Here is a 14444-nt window from a genome sequence, read left to right as displayed (position 1 = left end):
CACCCGTGAAGGCCACGGGTCCGGCGCTGCTGTGCCGAGCCTCCCGTCCGACCGCGGAGACGACGACGGCGGCGGGACGCACCGGTGCGACCCGCCGCCGTCGCGACGCCGTGCGGCTCAGACGTCCAGGTGGTCGACCAGCTCGTCCGCCAGGCCCGTGTAGCCGGCCGGCGTCAGGTTCGTCAGCCGGGCCTTCGCGCCGTCGGAGATGTCCAGGCCGTTCACGAAGGCGACCAGGTCGTCGCGTCCGATCCGCTTGCCGCGCGTGAGCTCCTTGAGCATCGCGTACGGGTCCTCGATGTCGGACTGCCCGGCGGTGACCTCGGCGCGGATCACGGTCTGGATCGCCTCCGCGAGCACCTCCCAGTTGCCGTCGAGGTCCTCGGCCAGGCGGGTCTCGTTGACCGCGATCTCGCCGAGCCCACGGCGCAGGTTGTCGAGCGCCAGGAGCGAGTGCCCGAACGCGACGCCGATGTTCCGCTGCGTGGTCGAGTCGGTCAGGTCACGCTGCAGGCGGCTCGTGACGAGGGTCTCGGACAGTGTCGAGAACAGCGCCGACGAGATCTCGAGGTTCGCCTCGGCGTTCTCGAACCGGATCGGGTTGATCTTGTGCGGCATCGTCGACGACCCCGTGGCGCCGGCCACCGGGATCTGCGTGAAGTACCCCATCGAGATGTAGGTCCACACGTCGGTCGCCAGGTTGTGCAGGATGCGGTTCGCGTGGCGGACCCGGTCGTACAACTCGGCCTGCCAGTCGTGCGACTCGATCTGCGTGGTCAGCGGGTTCCACGTCAGGCCGAGGCCCTCGACGAACTCCCGGGACAGCGCGGGCCAGTCGGCCTCGGGGTCCGCGGCCAGGTGCGCGGAGAACGTGCCGGTCGCGCCGGAGAACTTGCCGAGGTATTCGCCCCGCTCGACCTGCGACAGGACGCGCTCCAGTCGGTAGACCACGACCGCGATCTCCTTGCCGAGCGTCGTCGGCGTCGCGGGCTGGCCGTGCGTGTGCGAGAGCATCGGGACGGCGCGGAGGCTCGTGGCCATCTCGCGCAGGCGCTCCACGACCGCACGGGCGGACGGCAGCCACACCTGCTCGACGGCGTCGCGCACGGTGAGGGCGTACGACAGGTTGTTGACGTCCTCGCTCGTCGCCGCGAAGTGGGTGAGCTCGGCGACGGCGTCGAGGCCGAGGTCGCTGAGTCGACGGCGGACGAAGTACTCGACCGCCTTGACGTCGTGACGGGTCGTCGCCTCGATCTCGGCGAGCTCCGCGATCTGGGCCTGCCCGAAGTCGTCGACGATCGCGCGGAGGGCGGCCTTGTCGTCGACCGAGAGCGGCGAGGTGGTGAACATCGCGTGGTCGGTCAGGAAGACGAGCCACTCGACCTCGACCCGGATCCGGGCACGGTTGAGACCGGCCTCCGACAGGTGCTCGCCCACCGTGTGCACGATCGGGTAGTAGCGCCCGTCGAGCGGGCTGATCGGCTGCGGGGGAAGGGGGGTCATGGGGCTCCCTGGCGGACTGCCGGCTCGAGCTGGTGGAAGAGCGCCCGGCAGGCCCGTTCGACCGTGCTGAGCACCCGGTCGAACTCGTGTCGGTCCGCGTAGTACGGGTCCGGCACGTCGGCCTGCTGGGGCCAGGCGTCGTCGTACCGCAACAGGAGCGTCACCTTGGCGGCGTCGTCCATGGTCGGGGCCCACGAGCGCAGGATGCGTTCGTGGGAGCGGTCGAGTGCGACCACCAGGTCGAGGTCCGGGAACCGGTCCGGGTCGAACTGACGGGCGCGATGCCTGCTGCCATCGTATCCGCGTGCCGCGAGCGCTGCGATCGTGCGCTCGTCGGCGGGTTCGCCGACGTGCCAGTCCCCGGTGCCCGCGGACACGACCACGAACCGGTCCGCCATGCCGGCATCGGCGGCGATCTGCGCGAAGACGATCTCGGCCATGGGGGACCGGCAGATGTTGCCGCTGCAGACGAAGGAGACACGGAAGGGCGACGGGGCGCCGGCGTCCATGGTCATGTGCACATCATGGCGCAGCCGGGGTGCGGACGCGACGCCCGTCCGTCAGGCGCGACCGCGACCGCCGAGCACCGGGCGGGCGACGAGTCCGACCAGCCAGGAGCACACCGCGAGCACGAAGGCACCGACGATGCCCCAGCCGAAGGACTCCACCGACAGGCCGAAGCCCAGCGCGGTGGACACCCCCGCGACGATGAGCAGCAGGACGCCGTTCACGACGAACGAGATGAGCCCGAGCGTCAGCACGTAGAGCGGGATCGCCACGATCCGGATGAGCGTGCCGACGACGGCGTTCACGATGCCGAAGACGAACGCGACGAGCAGGTAGGTCAGGACGGTCTCGACGGGGCCGGCGTCCCCGAAGGCGTCGACGGACACCCCCGCGACGACGAGCGTGGTGAGCCACAGGGCGACGGCGTTGACGACGAGCCGGACGATGAACCGCATGCACCCATGATGCCGGTCCTGCCCGCGAGACTGCCGCCGGTACGCTGACCCGGTGACCGACAGCCCCGTCCACATCAGACCCGAGATCGCGGTCCTCCCGCCCTACAAGCAGGGACGCCAGGCCGCGCCGGACGCCCTCAAGCTCTCGAGCAACGAGAACCCCTTCCCGCCGCTGCCCGGCGTGGTCGAGGCCGTGCAGGCGCAGACGTCGTACAACCGCTACCCGGACGCCACCGCGCTCGCCGTCCGGGCGGTGCTCGCGAACCGGTTCGGCGTCACGGTCGACGAGGTGCACGTCGCCCCCGGTAGCGTCGCGATCCTGCACGAGCTGGCGAAGGCCACCTCGGGCCCCGGCGACGAGGTCGTCTACGCCTGGCGCTCCTTCGAGGCGTACCCGGGTGTCGTCACGGTCGCCGGCGCGACGAGCGTGCAGGTGCCGAACCGGCCCGACGGCGGGCACGACCTCGACGCGATGGCGGCGGCGGTCACCGAGCGGACGCGCATGGTGCTCGTGTGCACCCCGAACAACCCGACGGGACCGATCGTCACCGGGGCGGAGTTCGAGTCGTTCATGGCGCAGGTGCCGTCCTCGGTGCTCGTGGTGCTCGACGAGGCGTACGCCGAGTTCGTCACCGACGTGGACGCCGTCCGCGGTCCGGCGCTGCTCGAGCGGTACCCGAACCTCGTGGTGCTCCGGACCTTCTCCAAGGCGTACGGCCTCGCGGGCCTCCGGGTCGGGTACGCACTCGGACCGGCATACGTCCTCGACGCCGTCCGCGCGTGCGCCATCCCGCTGTCCGTGACGGCGCAGGGTCAGGCGGCCGCGCTGGCCAGCCTGGAGCGCGAGGGTGAGCTGCTCGAGCGGGTCGCCGAGCTCGCCGACCGACGGGACCGGATCCGCGCGGGGCTGCTCGCGCAGGGCTGGGACGTGCCGGAGGCGCAGGGCAACTTCGTGTGGCTGCCGACGGGCGAGCACACGGCGGTCGTGGCCGAGGCCCTCGAGCACGCCGGGCTCATCGTCCGGGCCTTCGCGCCCGAGGGCATCCGTGTCTCGATCGGCGAGCACGAGGCTGTCGCAAAGCTCCTCGAAACCACGGGTGCCGTTGTGGGACGTCTCACAACGGGGGCTTCGGACCGGCCGGTACGCTGACCGACATGTTGTTCCGCGCCGCGGCTCCTGCGACGACCCCCGTCCAGCTCCTCGACCCCGAGGGCCGGTTCGTGGAGACCGACGAGAACGCCGAACTCGCCGCCGTCGCACAGGCCCTCCCCGACGAGACCCTCCTCGCCATGCACCGTCAGATGGTGCTCACCCGACGCTTCGACCACGCCGCCGCGAACCTGCAGCGCACCGGTCAGCTCGGGCTCTGGGCGCCGAGCCACGGGCAGGAGGCGGCGCAGGTCGGTTCCGCGTTCGCGCTCCGCCCGCAGGACCACGTCTTCCCGTCGTACCGGGAGCACGCCGTCGTCCTGCAGCGCGGGGTCGACCCGATGGAGATCATCTCGCTCTTCCGCGGGCAGGCCCACGGCAACTGGGACCCGGACGAGCGCGGCAACACGCACGTCTACACGCTCGTCATCGGCGCGCAGACGCTGCACGCCACCGGCTACGCGATGGGCCAGGCGCTCGACGGCGTCGTCGGCACGGGCGACCCGACGGTCGACGAGTGCTCGATCGTGTACTTCGGCGACGGCGCGACCAGCCAGGGCGACGTGAACGAGGCGTACGTGTTCGCCGCGTCGCACACCGCCCCGGTCGTCTTCTTCCTGCAGAACAACCACTGGGCCATCTCGGTGCCGGTGTCGGTGCAGTCGCCGACCCCGCTCGTCGACCGGCCGCGCGGCTTCGGCATCCCGAGCATCCGGGTGGACGGCAACGACGTGCTGGCCTCGTACGCGGCCAGCGTCATCGCGACCGAGCACGCCCGGACCGGGCAGGGCCCGGCGTTCGTCGAGGCGGACACCTACCGCATCGGCGCGCACACGAGCTCGGACGACCCGACCCGGTACCGTGCCGACGACGAGCTCGCCGGCTGGGTCGCCCGCGACCCGATCACCCGGTCCGAGGCGTACCTCCGCAGCCGTGGCGCCACCGACGCCCAGTTCGCGGAGTTCGACGCCGAGGGCGAGCAGATCGCCGTCGACGTGCGCACCCGCACGAACGCCCTCCAGGACCCGCCGATGGAAGCGATGTTCGACAACGTGTACCGGGAGCCGCACCCGCGCATCGACGAGCAGCGCGCATGGCTCCGGGACTACGAGGCCGGCCAGGACGCAGGAGCCCACGCATGAGCACGACCGAGCAGCTCTTCGACTACACGCTGCGCGCGCACCCGGGCGCCGGCGAGGTCCCCGCGGACCCGACGCCGACCCTCCCGATGGCCAAGGCGCTGAACGCCGGCCTGGCGAAGGCGATGGAGGCGGACGACAAGGTCCTGCTGATGGGCGAGGACATCGGCCGTCTCGGCGGCGTCTTCCGCATCACCGAGGGCCTGCAGGACCGTTTCGGCGCCGACCGTGTGCGGGACACCCCGCTCGCGGAGTCCGGCATCGTCGGCACCGCGATCGGACTCGCCCTGCGCGGCTACCGTCCGGTGATCGAGATCCAGTTCGACGGCTTCGTCTGGCCGGCGTTCAACCAGATCACCTCGCAGCTCGCGAAGATGGCGAACCGCCTGCCGGCGCACATGTCGCTGCCGATCGTCATCCGCATCCCCTACGGCGGTCACATCGGCGCGATCGAGCACCACCAGGAGAGCCCGGAGGCGTACTTCGCGCACACCCCGGGCTTGCGCGTCGTGAGCCCGAGCACCCCGAACGACGCCTACTGGATGATCCAGGAGGCCATCGCGTCGAAGGACCCGGTGGTGTTCTTCGAGCCGAAGTCGCGCTACTGGCCGAAGGGGCAGGTCGACCTCGTCGACGGCCACGTGCCGATGCACACGACCCGCGTCGCCCGCACCGGCACCGAGGTCACGCTCGTCGGTCACGGTGCGATGGTCGCGACGCTCATGCAGGCCGCCGACATCGCCGAGGCCGAGGGCACGAGCTGCGAGGTCGTCGACCTCCGCTCGATCTCGCCGATCGACTGGGAGCCGTTGCTCGCCTCGGTGCGCAAGACCGGTCGCCTGGTCATCGCGCAGGAGGACTCGGGCTTCATCAGCGTCGGCAGCGAGATCGCCGCGACCGTCGCCGAGCGGGCGTTCTACACGCTGCAGGCACCGCCGCTGCGGGTCTCCGGGTTCGACGTCCCGTTCCCGCAGTCCAAGCTCGAGCACTTCCACCTGCCGGACGCCGACCGCGTCCTCGAGGCCGTCGACCGCGCCCTCGCCTACTGACCCGCACCGCACCCGTACGAACGAACCCTGCTGAAGGAGCCGACGTGGCCGTCGCCGAATTCCCCCTGCCCGACGTGGGGGAGGGCCTGACCGAGGCCGAGATCGTCCAGTGGCGCGTCGCCCCCGGCGACGAGATCGCCGTGGACCAGGTGCTCGTCGAGATCGAGACCGCGAAGTCGCTCGTCGAGCTCCCGTCGCCGTTCTCCGGCACCGTGACCGGGCTGCTCGTCGCCGAGGGCGACACGGTGGAGGTCGGCAAGCCGATCATCCGCGTCGAGTCCGACGCGACCGCGGGCGTGCCGGGAGGATCGGCACCCGTCGCCGACGCAGCCCCCGTCGCGCAGACCCCCGTCGCGCAGACCCCTGTCGCGCAGACCCCCGCTCCGGCCGCACCGGCCTCCGCTGCGCCGGCACAGACCGCCGCCGTCCCCGCGCCCGCCGCCCCGGCCTCCGCCGCTGCACCGACGGCCGCTGCCGGCGCACCGACGGCCCCCGCTGCGCCCGCACAGGTCGCCGTCGACGCCGGCGTGGTCGGCACGGACGAGGGCTCCGGCGCCGTCCTCGTCGGCTACGGGTCTGCGACCTCCGCACCGTCCCGCCGCAAGCCGGGTGCCCGCCGGGCCGCAGCGGCCGCGGCGCAGGCGAGCCGGGCCTCCAGTCGGGAGGCCGACCTCGACCTGGTGACCGACGACGGCGAGGCCACGACCGCCGACGCCGTCGCCGCGCAGGGTCGGCGCCCCGCCCGCCCGACGATGCCGAGCGGCTCGGCGCTGCAGGTCATGGCGAAGCCGCCGATCCGGAAGCTCGCGAAGGACCTGGACGTCGACCTGACGACGGTCGTCCCCACCGGGCTCGCCGGCGAGGTCACGCGGGACGACGTGATCCGGCACGCGAAGCAGGCCAGCGTCTTCCGCAACATCGAGACGCCGGAGTGGGGTGGTGTCCGCCAGGAGACCATCCCGGTGAAGGGCGTCCGCAAGGCCATCGCGACCGCGATGACGACCTCGGCGTTCACCGCACCGCACGTGTCGCTGTTCGTGGACGTCGACGCGACCCGCACGATGGAGTTCGTCAAGCGCCTCAAGGAGTCGCCGACGTTCGCCGGGGTGAAGGTGTCCCCGCTGCTCGTCATGGCGAAGGCCGTGATCTGGGCCGTCCGGCGCAACCGCTCGGTGAACTCGTCGTGGACCGACCGCGAGATCATCGTCCACCACTTCGTGAACCTCGGGTTCGCCGCGGCCACCCCGCGCGGGCTCCTCGTGCCGAACATCAAGGACGCGCAGGACATGTCGCTCCTCGAGCTCGCCAAGGCGATCGAGGAGATGACCCTGACCGCGCGTGACGGCAAGACGAGCCCCGCGCAGATGGCCGACGGCACCATCACGATCACGAACATCGGCGTCTTCGGCATGGACACCGGTACGCCCATCCTCAACCCGGGCGAGGTCGCCATCGTCGCCATGGGCACGATCAAGCCGAAGCCGTGGGTCGTCGACGGGGACGTGCGGTCGCGCATGGTGACGACGATCGGTGCCTCCTTCGACCACCGTGTGGTGGACGGCGACGTGGCCTCGCGCTTCGTGCACGACGTCGCCTCGGTCCTCGAGGAGCCGGCGCTCCTGCTGGACTGACGTCCCGGACACCGGAGCGCGACCCCGCTCCGTCCCGGCCGGACCGGTCGACGTGGTCCGGGTCGCGCGGTCCCGGTGTGCCGTCCTCGCCGTTGTCGGCGGCGCGGGGGAAGATCGAGCCATGGTCCACCAGCTGCTCGTCCCGCAGCAGGAGATCCGGACGGGTCGCCTGGTGCTCACCCCCGTGACGCCCGCGGACATCGACGCGGTGCACGAGCTCTTCTCGGACGCCCGCACCTGGACGCACCTCCCCGCCGGACGGCACACCTCCCGGGCCCAGACCGAGGACCTCGTGCAGCGGAAGATCGGCGGTCGGGTGCGGTACGGGCTCGGCTCGTGGGTCGCGCGTGCGGCGGACTCCCGCGCCTTCATCGGGCTCGGCGGGGTCGACCGCACCGCCGGCGGCGTGTGGAACCTCGGGTACCGGCTCGCCCCGGAACACCACGGGCACGGCTACGCGACCGAGCTCGCACGGGCTGCGGTGGACGCCGCGCGCGACGTGCGCCCCGAGCTCCCGGTCACGGGCAGGGTCCTCACGAACAACCCCGCCTCGGCTCGGGTGCTGACCCGCGTCGGGCTGACGCAGGTGTGGCAGGGTCCGTCGGCGGCCGCCGGGTCGGACGACGTGGAGTGCCAGGCGTGGAGCGACCGCGAGCTGACGCGGGAACAGCTCGACTGGCTCATCGCCAACGCGTAGCGGTGCCGCGGTGCCGCGGTCACGCGTCGGACCGCACGGCGCCCCAGCCGACCGTGCCTATCGTGCCTATCGTCGACCGGGCTCCGTTGGACCGTGCAGCGTCGGACGGTACTGTGGAGGGACTGGTCATGTCCGCACAGGACCACCGCCGCAGCCCGAGGAGCCCGCTTGTCCCGCCGCATCACCGAGGGTGCTGAACCGAAGCACCAGCAGCTGCGGCGGATCCTGCTCGACCTCATCACCACGCGACTGGCGCCCGGTGCCGCGATCCCCTCGGAGCGCCAGCTCATCGCCGAGTACGGCGTCTCCCGCATCACGGTCCGGGAGGCCCTCGGGCAGCTCGTGAACGAGGGGCACCTCGAGCGCGTGCGTGGCAAGGGAACGTTCGTCGCGCACCGCCCGATGCAGTCGACGCTGCACCTCGCCTCGTTCACCGAGGAGATGCGGGCGATGGGGCACGTGCCGACGACGGTGGTGCTGGTCCGCGAGGAGCGGGAACCGCCGGCCGCGACGGTCGCCGCGCTCCGGCTGGCCGAGGGCGAGGCCGCGTACCACCTCAAGCGACTGCGGATGGCTGACGGTGCGCCCGTCTCCGTCGACGACGCCTGGCTCGCCGCCGCGGTCTTCCCCGGCCTGCTCGACCACGACCTGTCGGGCTCGGTGTACTCGATCGCCGCCGACGTGTACGGGCACCCGATCGACCGGGCGCAGCAGACGGTCGCGGCGAACCCGGCCGCGGACGAGATCGCGACGCTCCTGGGCACACGGACCGGAGCGCCCCTGCTCGAGTTCGACCGGGTGTCCTACTCGGGCACCCGGCCGGTCGAGCACGCGCGCAGCTGGTACCGGTCGGACCGGTACCGGGTGCAGATGGAGGTGACGGCCGCGCGGGCGATCGCCTGACCGGCCGTCAGACCTCGAACAGCCCGTCCCCGGTGGCGACGTCGCTGCCGACGGTGTCCTGCGGGACCGAGTCCGGCGTGGACCCGAGCACGACGACCGGCACGACCGGGGAGTAGCCCGCGGCGATGATCGCCGACGGGACGAAGCGCACGACGGGGTCACCGGCCGCGACGGTGTCGCCCTCGGCGGCGAGCAGTTCGAACCCCTCGCCCTTGAGCTTCACCGTGTCGATGCCGACGTGCACGAGGACGTCGGTCCCGGCCGCACCCTGCAGGGCGAACGCGTGCGGGTGCAGCTTGACGATGGTCCCGTCGACAGGGGCGACCGCGGTGACCGGGCCGGTCACGGCGGACGGGTCGACCGCGACGCCCGCGCCGACGAGCTGCTCGGCGAACACCGGGTCCGGCACGTCGGCGAGTGCGACGACCGGCCCGGCGAACGGTGTGCGGACGACCGTCACAGTTCGTCCTGGATGTCCTGCGCGAGGTTGTCCGCGATCGGGCCGACGATGACCTGCCAGCCGGTGCCGCCTCCGACGACGGCCTGGGCGCCGGCGGCCTTGAGGGCGTCCTTGTCGACCAGGTCGCCGTCCTCGACCTCGACGCGGAGGCGGGTGATGCAGCCCTCGACCTCGTCGATGTTGTCGGTTCCGCCGAGTGCGGCGATGATGTCGGCTGCCTTGATGTCGGCCATCTGTTTCCTCCTCGTTACGGGTTCGCTCACAGGTTGACACGACCGTCGTGGTCATCGACACTACGAACTGGTCATGACCGGACAGGACCGGACCTGGCGACACTGCCGAGGGTACCTGCGCCGACCACACGACTCAACTCACCCCGACCAGCTCCACCCGATGACGAGAGGACCGCCGATGAGCACCGCTGCCCCCACGGACGTGCCGGAGAAGAAGACGCCGAAGAAGCAGAGCAAGCTCTTCGCCAACGCCCAGCGGCTCGGCCGCAGTCTGCTCCTCCCGATCGCGGTCATGCCCGCGGCCGGCATCCTCCTCCGCCTCGGTCAGTCCGACATGCTCGGCGCCATCCCGGGCTTCGAGCAGGGCGCGACGATCATCGCCGCGGCGGGCAACGGTGTCTTCACCTGGCTCCCGCTGCTCTTCGCGGTCGGCATCGCGATCGGCTGGGCGAAGAAGTCGGACGGCACGACGGCACTCGCCGCGGTCGTCGGCTACATGGTCATGTACCAGGTGTTCGCGGCCATGTCGCCGATCGTGCTCGCCGGTGTCGAGGACGCGAACGGCAACCAGGCCACCATCAACTTCGGTGTCCTCGGCGGCATCGTGATGGGCCTCGTCTCCGCGGTCCTCTGGCAGCGCTTCCACCGGACGAAGATGCCCGACTTCCTCGGGTTTTTCTCGGGCCGTCGTCTCGTGCCGATCCTGACCGCCGCCGCCGCACTGGTCATCGCCGTGGTCATGTCGTTCTTCTACCGGTACTTCGACATCGCGCTGACCTGGGCCGGGCAGACCGTCGCGGACAACGCCGTCCTCGGTGGTGGCGTGTTCGGGTTCGTCAACCGCATGCTCATCCCGGTCGGCCTGCACCAGCTGCTCAACTTCTTCCCGTGGTTCCAGCTCGGCAGCTTCACCGGTGCCGACGGCACGATCGTCCACGGTGACATCCCGCGCTTCCTCGCGGGCGACCCGACGGCGGGCATCTTCCAGACCGGCTTCTTCCCGATCATGATGTTCGCGCTCCCGGCCGGGGCCCTGGCGATCTGGCGGAACGCCAAGCCGCAGAACCGCAAGCTCGTCGGCGGCATCATGCTCTCGGCCGCGCTGACGTCCTTCGTCACCGGCATCACCGAGCCGCTCGAGTACTCGTTCATGTTCGTGGCGTTCCCGCTCTACGTCATCCACGCGGTCCTCACCGGGACCTCGCTCGCGCTGGTGAACGCCCTCGGCATCAACGACGGCTTCTCGTTCTCGGCGGGGGCGATCGACTACGTGCTCAACTTCGGCAAGGCGGACGGGGCGATCTGGCTCATCCCGATCGGCCTGGCGTACGCGGTCGTCTACTACTTCCTCTTCAGCTTCGTCATCAAGAAGTGGAACCTCCGCACCCCGGGGCGCGAGGAGGACACGATCGCCGAGAACTCGATCGACGCGGCGACCAAGCCGTAGCCGTCGAGACCGCCCACCGGGAGGCCCGTCACCAGCCGGTGACGGGCCTCCCGTCCGTCCATGAGCCGTCGGACGCTCGCGCTTTTGACAATCGTTATCACGTGGCGCTAGCGTCCTTCCCATGCACTCCCGCCGCCTCCTCGCCCTGCCGCTCGTCGTCGGCGCCGCCGCGCTCGCCCTGACCGGCTGCGCCACCTCCTCCACGCCCTCCGACGACAGCAGTGACGGCACGATCCGCGTCGTCGCCTCGACGAACGTCTACGGCTCGATCGTCGAGACCATCGGCGGCGACCACGTCGACGTGACGAGCATCCTCGAGGACCCGTCCCAGGACCCGCACTCGTTCGAGTCGAGCGCGAAGACGCAGCTCGCCGTGTCCAAGGCGGACCTGCTCATCGAGAACGGCGGCGGCTACGACGACTTCATGACGACGCTCGCGAAGTCGTCGAACACGGAGGCCGACATGATCAACGCCGTCGACGTCTCCGGGCTCGACTCGGGCGGCTCCGACGAGTTCAACGAGCACGTCTTCTACAGCTACCCGGCCATGGTGAAGCTCGTCGACGAGGTCGCGAAGCGCCTCAGCGACCTCGACGGGGCGGACAAGAGCACGTTCGCCACGAACGCCGACGCACTCACCGAGAAGCTGCAGGACCTCGAGTCGCAGACCGCCGACATCGCGCGGACGGTCGACGGGGACAAGGTCGCCTACACCGAGCCGGTGCCGGGCTACCTGTTCAACGCGATGGGCCTCGACAACGTGACCCCCGGTGACTTCTCCGAGGCGATCGAGGAGGGCGACGACGTCCCGCCGGCAGCGCTCAACGACACGCTCAAGCTCTTCACGGACGGCGGTGCGGAGCTCCTCGCCGTCAACGAGCAGACCTCCAGCCCGGAGACCGAACAGGTCCAGAAGGCCGCCGAGGACGCCGGTGTCCCGGTGGTCGGTGTGACGGAGACGCTCCCGAAGGGGGAGGATTACGTCTCGTGGCAGCAGGCGAACATCGACGCGGTGCAGGCGGCACTGACGAAGTGACGACGGTCCAGGAGCCGAACCGGACCGCCACTGCCGCGCGCAGTGGCGGTCCCGCTGTGCTCGCGCTCCGCCAGGCCGGGCTGTCGTACGGGAGCCGCGCGCTCTGGGACGGCCTCGACCTGGACGTGGCACCGGGTGAGTTCGTCGCGGTCCTCGGACCGAACGGTGCGGGCAAGACCTCGTTGCTCCGGACCGTGCTCGGCCAGCAGCGTCTGACGAGCGGCTCGATGTCGTTCCTCGGACGACCGGTCCGCCGGGGGCACCGGAAGATCGGGTACATCCCGCAGCAGCGGCTCATGGAGTCCGGCACCCCCCTGCGTGCCCGCGACATGATCGCGCAGGGCGTGACCGGGCACCGCTGGGGCCTCCGACCCGAGCGGAAGGCCGAGCGCGAGCGCATCGACCGGATCGTCCACGAGGTCGGTGCCACCGAGTTCGCCGACGCACCCGTCGCCGAGCTGTCCGGCGGCGAGCAGCAGCGCACCCGTGTCGGCCAGGCGATCGCCGCCGACCCCGCGCTCCTGCTGTGTGACGAGCCCCTCATCTCGCTCGACCTCCGGCACCAGCGCGGCGTCACCGAGCTCATCGACCGGCAGCGCCGTCAGCAGGGCGCCGCGGTGCTGTTCGTCACCCACGACGTCAACCCGATCCTCGACGTCGTCGACCGGGTGCTCTACATCGCCGGCGGACGCTTCCGGATCGGCGCTCCCGACGAGGTCCTCCGCGCCGACGTGCTCAGCGACCTGTACGGCACGCCCGTCGACGTCGTCCGCACGATGGGTCGGATCGTCATCGTCGGCGCGAGCGACGCGCACGACACCGCGGGCGTCGGCCACCACCACTGTGAACCAGCCCCGCACGGGGTCGGCCCGGACGAAGGACGGTTCTGATGGACCTCTGGTCGACCGTCTTCTCGTTCCAGGACTACGGCGAGCTGCTCGTGCTCGTGCGGAACTCGATCCTCGCGGGCGCCGTGCTCGGTGTCGTCGGCGGGCTCATCGGGCCGTTCGTCGTCGCCCGGAACATGCCCTTCGCCGTGCACGGCATCAGCGAGCTGTCCTTCGCCGGTGCCAGTGCGTCCCTCCTGCTCGGCGTCAACGTCGTCAGCGGCTCGGTGGTGGGGTCGCTCGTCGCCGCGCTGCTCATCGGGCTGCTCGGCAGTCGGGCACGCGACCGCAACTCGATCATCGCGGTGCTCATGCCGTTCGGCCTCGGCCTCGGGATCCTCTGCCTGGCGCTGTACAAGGGCCGGGCGGCGAACAAGTTCGGCCTGCTCACCGGCCAGATCGTGTCCGTCGACAACCCGCAGCTCGGGTTCCTCGTGCTCATCTCGGCCGTCGTCGTCATCACCCTCGTCGTGATCTGGCGCCCGCTGATGTTCTCGTCCGTCGACCCGGACGTCGCAGCCGCCGCCGGGATCCCGGTCCGCACGCTCGGGCTCGTGTTCATGCTCGTGCTCGGCCTGGCCACGGCGGTGTCCGTGCAGATCGTCGGGGCGCTCCTCGTGCTCTCGCTCCTCGTCACGCCGGCGGCCGCGGCCCTGCGGGTGACCGTCAACCCGGTGCTGGTCCCGCTGCTCTCCGTCGTGTTCGCGGTGACGTCGGTGGTCGGCGGCATCCTGCTGGCACTGGGCGGCGGCCTGCCGATCAGCCCGTACGTGACGACCATCTCGTTCCTCATCTGGGTCGTCTGTCGGGTCATCGGAGCCCGGCGGGAACGCCGGGGACGCGACCGGGTGACGGACCGGGAGCAACAGACCGGTGGCGGGACGAGCCTCCCGGCCACCACGAAGGAAGGGGTCACAGCATGAACGCCGTGCAGAAGCCACGACGCAACACCTGGCAGCGCGAAGCGGTCCGCGGCGCCCTCTCCGAGACCGAGGGGTTCGTCAGCGCGCAGGCGCTGCACGCGCACCTGCGCGACGGCGGGTCGACGATCGGCCTCGCGACCGTGTACCGGGCGCTCTCCGACCTGGCGAACGACGGCGATGCCGACTCGCTGCAGCAGGACGGCGAATCGCTGTACCGGGCCTGCACGACCGACAAGCACCACCACCACCTCATCTGCCGGGTGTGCGGCCGGACGGTCGAGATCCAGGCCGACCCGGTGGAGGAGTGGGCGCGTGCGACGGCCGCGGCGAACGGCTTCTCGAACGCCAGCCACGTGGTCGACGTCTTCGGCGAGTGCGACGTCTGCACCGCCCGTGCCGCTGTCCGTGGTGGCGCGTAGTCTCC

The 14444-nt window shown here is 71.2% G+C and carries 16 protein-coding genes; 11 read left to right on the top strand and 5 right to left on the bottom strand.

Features of this window, described 5'->3' with window-relative positions:
- Positions 1 to 117 precede the first annotated feature (117 nt).
- From purB to DEJ16_RS03900, 3 genes are read right to left on the bottom strand one after another with little or no spacing between them, the layout of a single operon-like run.
- Entirely contained in the window at positions 118 to 1503 is a 1386-nt protein-coding gene (purB, locus tag DEJ16_RS03910; RefSeq protein WP_110823121.1) for an adenylosuccinate lyase, read from the bottom strand.
- Positions 1500 to 2012 carry a low molecular weight protein-tyrosine-phosphatase gene (locus tag DEJ16_RS03905; RefSeq protein ID WP_110823933.1) on the bottom strand — a complete coding sequence of 171 codons (513 nt, stop codon included), beginning with the start codon at positions 2010 to 2012 and terminating at the stop codon, positions 1500 to 1502. The genes purB and DEJ16_RS03905 overlap by 4 nt, the downstream gene beginning before the upstream one ends.
- Positions 2013 to 2063: 51 nt before the next feature.
- The gene (locus DEJ16_RS03900) at positions 2064 to 2465 is read right to left on the bottom strand and encodes a phage holin family protein (RefSeq protein ID WP_110823123.1); all 402 of its coding nucleotides are present in this window, start codon (positions 2463 to 2465) and stop codon (positions 2064 to 2066) included.
- A gap of 52 nt (positions 2466 to 2517) precedes the next feature.
- On the opposite strand from DEJ16_RS03900, the gene DEJ16_RS03895 reads away from it, so the two are divergent.
- From DEJ16_RS03895 to DEJ16_RS03870, 6 genes are all read left to right on the top strand, one after another.
- The gene (locus tag DEJ16_RS03895; protein WP_110823125.1) at positions 2518 to 3615 is read left to right on the top strand and encodes a histidinol-phosphate transaminase; all 1098 of its coding nucleotides are present in this window, start codon (positions 2518 to 2520) and stop codon (positions 3613 to 3615) included.
- Positions 3616 to 3620: 5 nt separating this feature from the next.
- The gene (locus DEJ16_RS03890; RefSeq protein WP_110823127.1) at positions 3621 to 4757 is read left to right on the top strand and encodes a thiamine pyrophosphate-dependent dehydrogenase E1 component subunit alpha; all 1137 of its coding nucleotides are present in this window, start codon (positions 3621 to 3623) and stop codon (positions 4755 to 4757) included.
- An 86-nt stretch (positions 4758 to 4843) separates the two neighbouring features.
- The gene (locus DEJ16_RS03885; protein ID WP_110823934.1) at positions 4844 to 5803 is read left to right on the top strand and encodes an alpha-ketoacid dehydrogenase subunit beta; all 960 of its coding nucleotides are present in this window, start codon (positions 4844 to 4846) and stop codon (positions 5801 to 5803) included.
- A 44-nt stretch (positions 5804 to 5847) separates the two neighbouring features.
- Positions 5848 to 7434, top strand: a complete 1587-nt coding sequence (locus DEJ16_RS03880; RefSeq protein WP_110823129.1) for a dihydrolipoamide acetyltransferase family protein — start codon at positions 5848 to 5850, stop codon at positions 7432 to 7434.
- 121 nt (positions 7435 to 7555) lie between these two features.
- Positions 7556 to 8131, top strand: a complete 576-nt coding sequence (locus DEJ16_RS03875; RefSeq protein WP_110823131.1) for a GNAT family N-acetyltransferase — start codon at positions 7556 to 7558, stop codon at positions 8129 to 8131.
- A gap of 168 nt (positions 8132 to 8299) precedes the next feature.
- Positions 8300 to 9034, top strand: coding sequence for a GntR family transcriptional regulator (locus DEJ16_RS03870; protein WP_110823133.1), 735 nt, complete (start codon positions 8300 to 8302; stop codon positions 9032 to 9034).
- Positions 9035 to 9041: 7 nt separating this feature from the next.
- Here the strand turns inward: DEJ16_RS03870 and DEJ16_RS03865 are convergent, their stop codons facing one another.
- A complete protein-coding gene (locus tag DEJ16_RS03865; protein WP_110823135.1) occupies positions 9042 to 9494 on the bottom strand; it encodes a PTS glucose transporter subunit IIA in 453 nt (150 codons plus the stop codon).
- Positions 9491 to 9727 carry a glucose PTS transporter subunit EIIB gene (locus DEJ16_RS03860; RefSeq protein ID WP_110823137.1) on the bottom strand — a complete coding sequence of 79 codons (237 nt, stop codon included), beginning with the start codon at positions 9725 to 9727 and terminating at the stop codon, positions 9491 to 9493. The genes DEJ16_RS03865 and DEJ16_RS03860 overlap by 4 nt, the downstream gene beginning before the upstream one ends.
- A gap of 178 nt (positions 9728 to 9905) precedes the next feature.
- On the opposite strand from DEJ16_RS03860, the gene DEJ16_RS03855 reads away from it, so the two are divergent.
- From DEJ16_RS03855 to DEJ16_RS03835, 5 genes are all read left to right on the top strand, one after another.
- Positions 9906 to 11174, top strand: a complete 1269-nt coding sequence (locus DEJ16_RS03855) for a PTS transporter subunit EIIC (protein WP_110823139.1) — start codon at positions 9906 to 9908, stop codon at positions 11172 to 11174.
- Between the two features lie 121 nt (positions 11175 to 11295).
- Complete coding sequence (locus tag DEJ16_RS03850) at positions 11296 to 12210, top strand: metal ABC transporter solute-binding protein, Zn/Mn family (RefSeq protein WP_110823141.1); 915 nt, start codon at positions 11296 to 11298, stop codon at positions 12208 to 12210.
- The gene (locus DEJ16_RS03845; protein ID WP_110823143.1) at positions 12207 to 13100 is read left to right on the top strand and encodes a metal ABC transporter ATP-binding protein; all 894 of its coding nucleotides are present in this window, start codon (positions 12207 to 12209) and stop codon (positions 13098 to 13100) included. Before DEJ16_RS03850 ends, DEJ16_RS03845 begins: the two co-directional genes overlap by 4 nt.
- Positions 13100 to 14020 (top strand): metal ABC transporter permease, encoded by a 921-nt coding sequence (locus DEJ16_RS03840; protein ID WP_110823145.1) that lies wholly within the window; start codon positions 13100 to 13102, stop codon positions 14018 to 14020. The genes DEJ16_RS03845 and DEJ16_RS03840 overlap by 1 nt, the downstream gene beginning before the upstream one ends.
- The gene (locus DEJ16_RS03835) at positions 14017 to 14439 is read left to right on the top strand and encodes a Fur family transcriptional regulator (protein WP_110823147.1); all 423 of its coding nucleotides are present in this window, start codon (positions 14017 to 14019) and stop codon (positions 14437 to 14439) included. The genes DEJ16_RS03840 and DEJ16_RS03835 overlap by 4 nt, the downstream gene beginning before the upstream one ends.
- The last annotated feature ends 5 nt before the right edge of the window (positions 14440 to 14444 follow it).

Source organism: Curtobacterium sp. MCJR17_055 (assembly GCF_003224335.1).
Taxonomy (GTDB): Bacteria; Actinomycetota; Actinomycetes; order Actinomycetales; family Microbacteriaceae; genus Curtobacterium.
Note: the sequence above shows the minus strand (reverse complement) of the source record. Positions and strands in the feature narration are given on the sequence as shown.

Coding starts and splice junctions, on each gene's coding strand:
- DEJ16_RS03850 (WP_110823141.1), top strand. CDS start 11,296: ATGCACTCCCGCCGCCTCCTCGCCCTGCCGCTCGTCGTCGGCGCCGCC.
- DEJ16_RS03840 (WP_110823145.1), top strand. CDS start 13,100: ATGGACCTCTGGTCGACCGTCTTCTCGTTCCAGGACTACGGCGAGCTG.
- DEJ16_RS03905 (WP_110823933.1), bottom strand. CDS start 2,012: ATGGACGCCGGCGCCCCGTCGCCCTTCCGTGTCTCCTTCGTCTGCAGC.
- DEJ16_RS03855 (WP_110823139.1), top strand. CDS start 9,906: ATGAGCACCGCTGCCCCCACGGACGTGCCGGAGAAGAAGACGCCGAAG.
- DEJ16_RS03860 (WP_110823137.1), bottom strand. CDS start 9,727: ATGGCCGACATCAAGGCAGCCGACATCATCGCCGCACTCGGCGGAACC.
- purB (WP_110823121.1), bottom strand. CDS start 1,503: ATGACCCCCCTTCCCCCGCAGCCGATCAGCCCGCTCGACGGGCGCTAC.
- DEJ16_RS03885 (WP_110823934.1), top strand. CDS start 4,844: ATGGCCAAGGCGCTGAACGCCGGCCTGGCGAAGGCGATGGAGGCGGAC.
- DEJ16_RS03835 (WP_110823147.1), top strand. CDS start 14,017: ATGAACGCCGTGCAGAAGCCACGACGCAACACCTGGCAGCGCGAAGCG.
- DEJ16_RS03900 (WP_110823123.1), bottom strand. CDS start 2,465: ATGCGGTTCATCGTCCGGCTCGTCGTCAACGCCGTCGCCCTGTGGCTC.
- DEJ16_RS03890 (WP_110823127.1), top strand. CDS start 3,621: ATGTTGTTCCGCGCCGCGGCTCCTGCGACGACCCCCGTCCAGCTCCTC.
- DEJ16_RS03875 (WP_110823131.1), top strand. CDS start 7,556: ATGGTCCACCAGCTGCTCGTCCCGCAGCAGGAGATCCGGACGGGTCGC.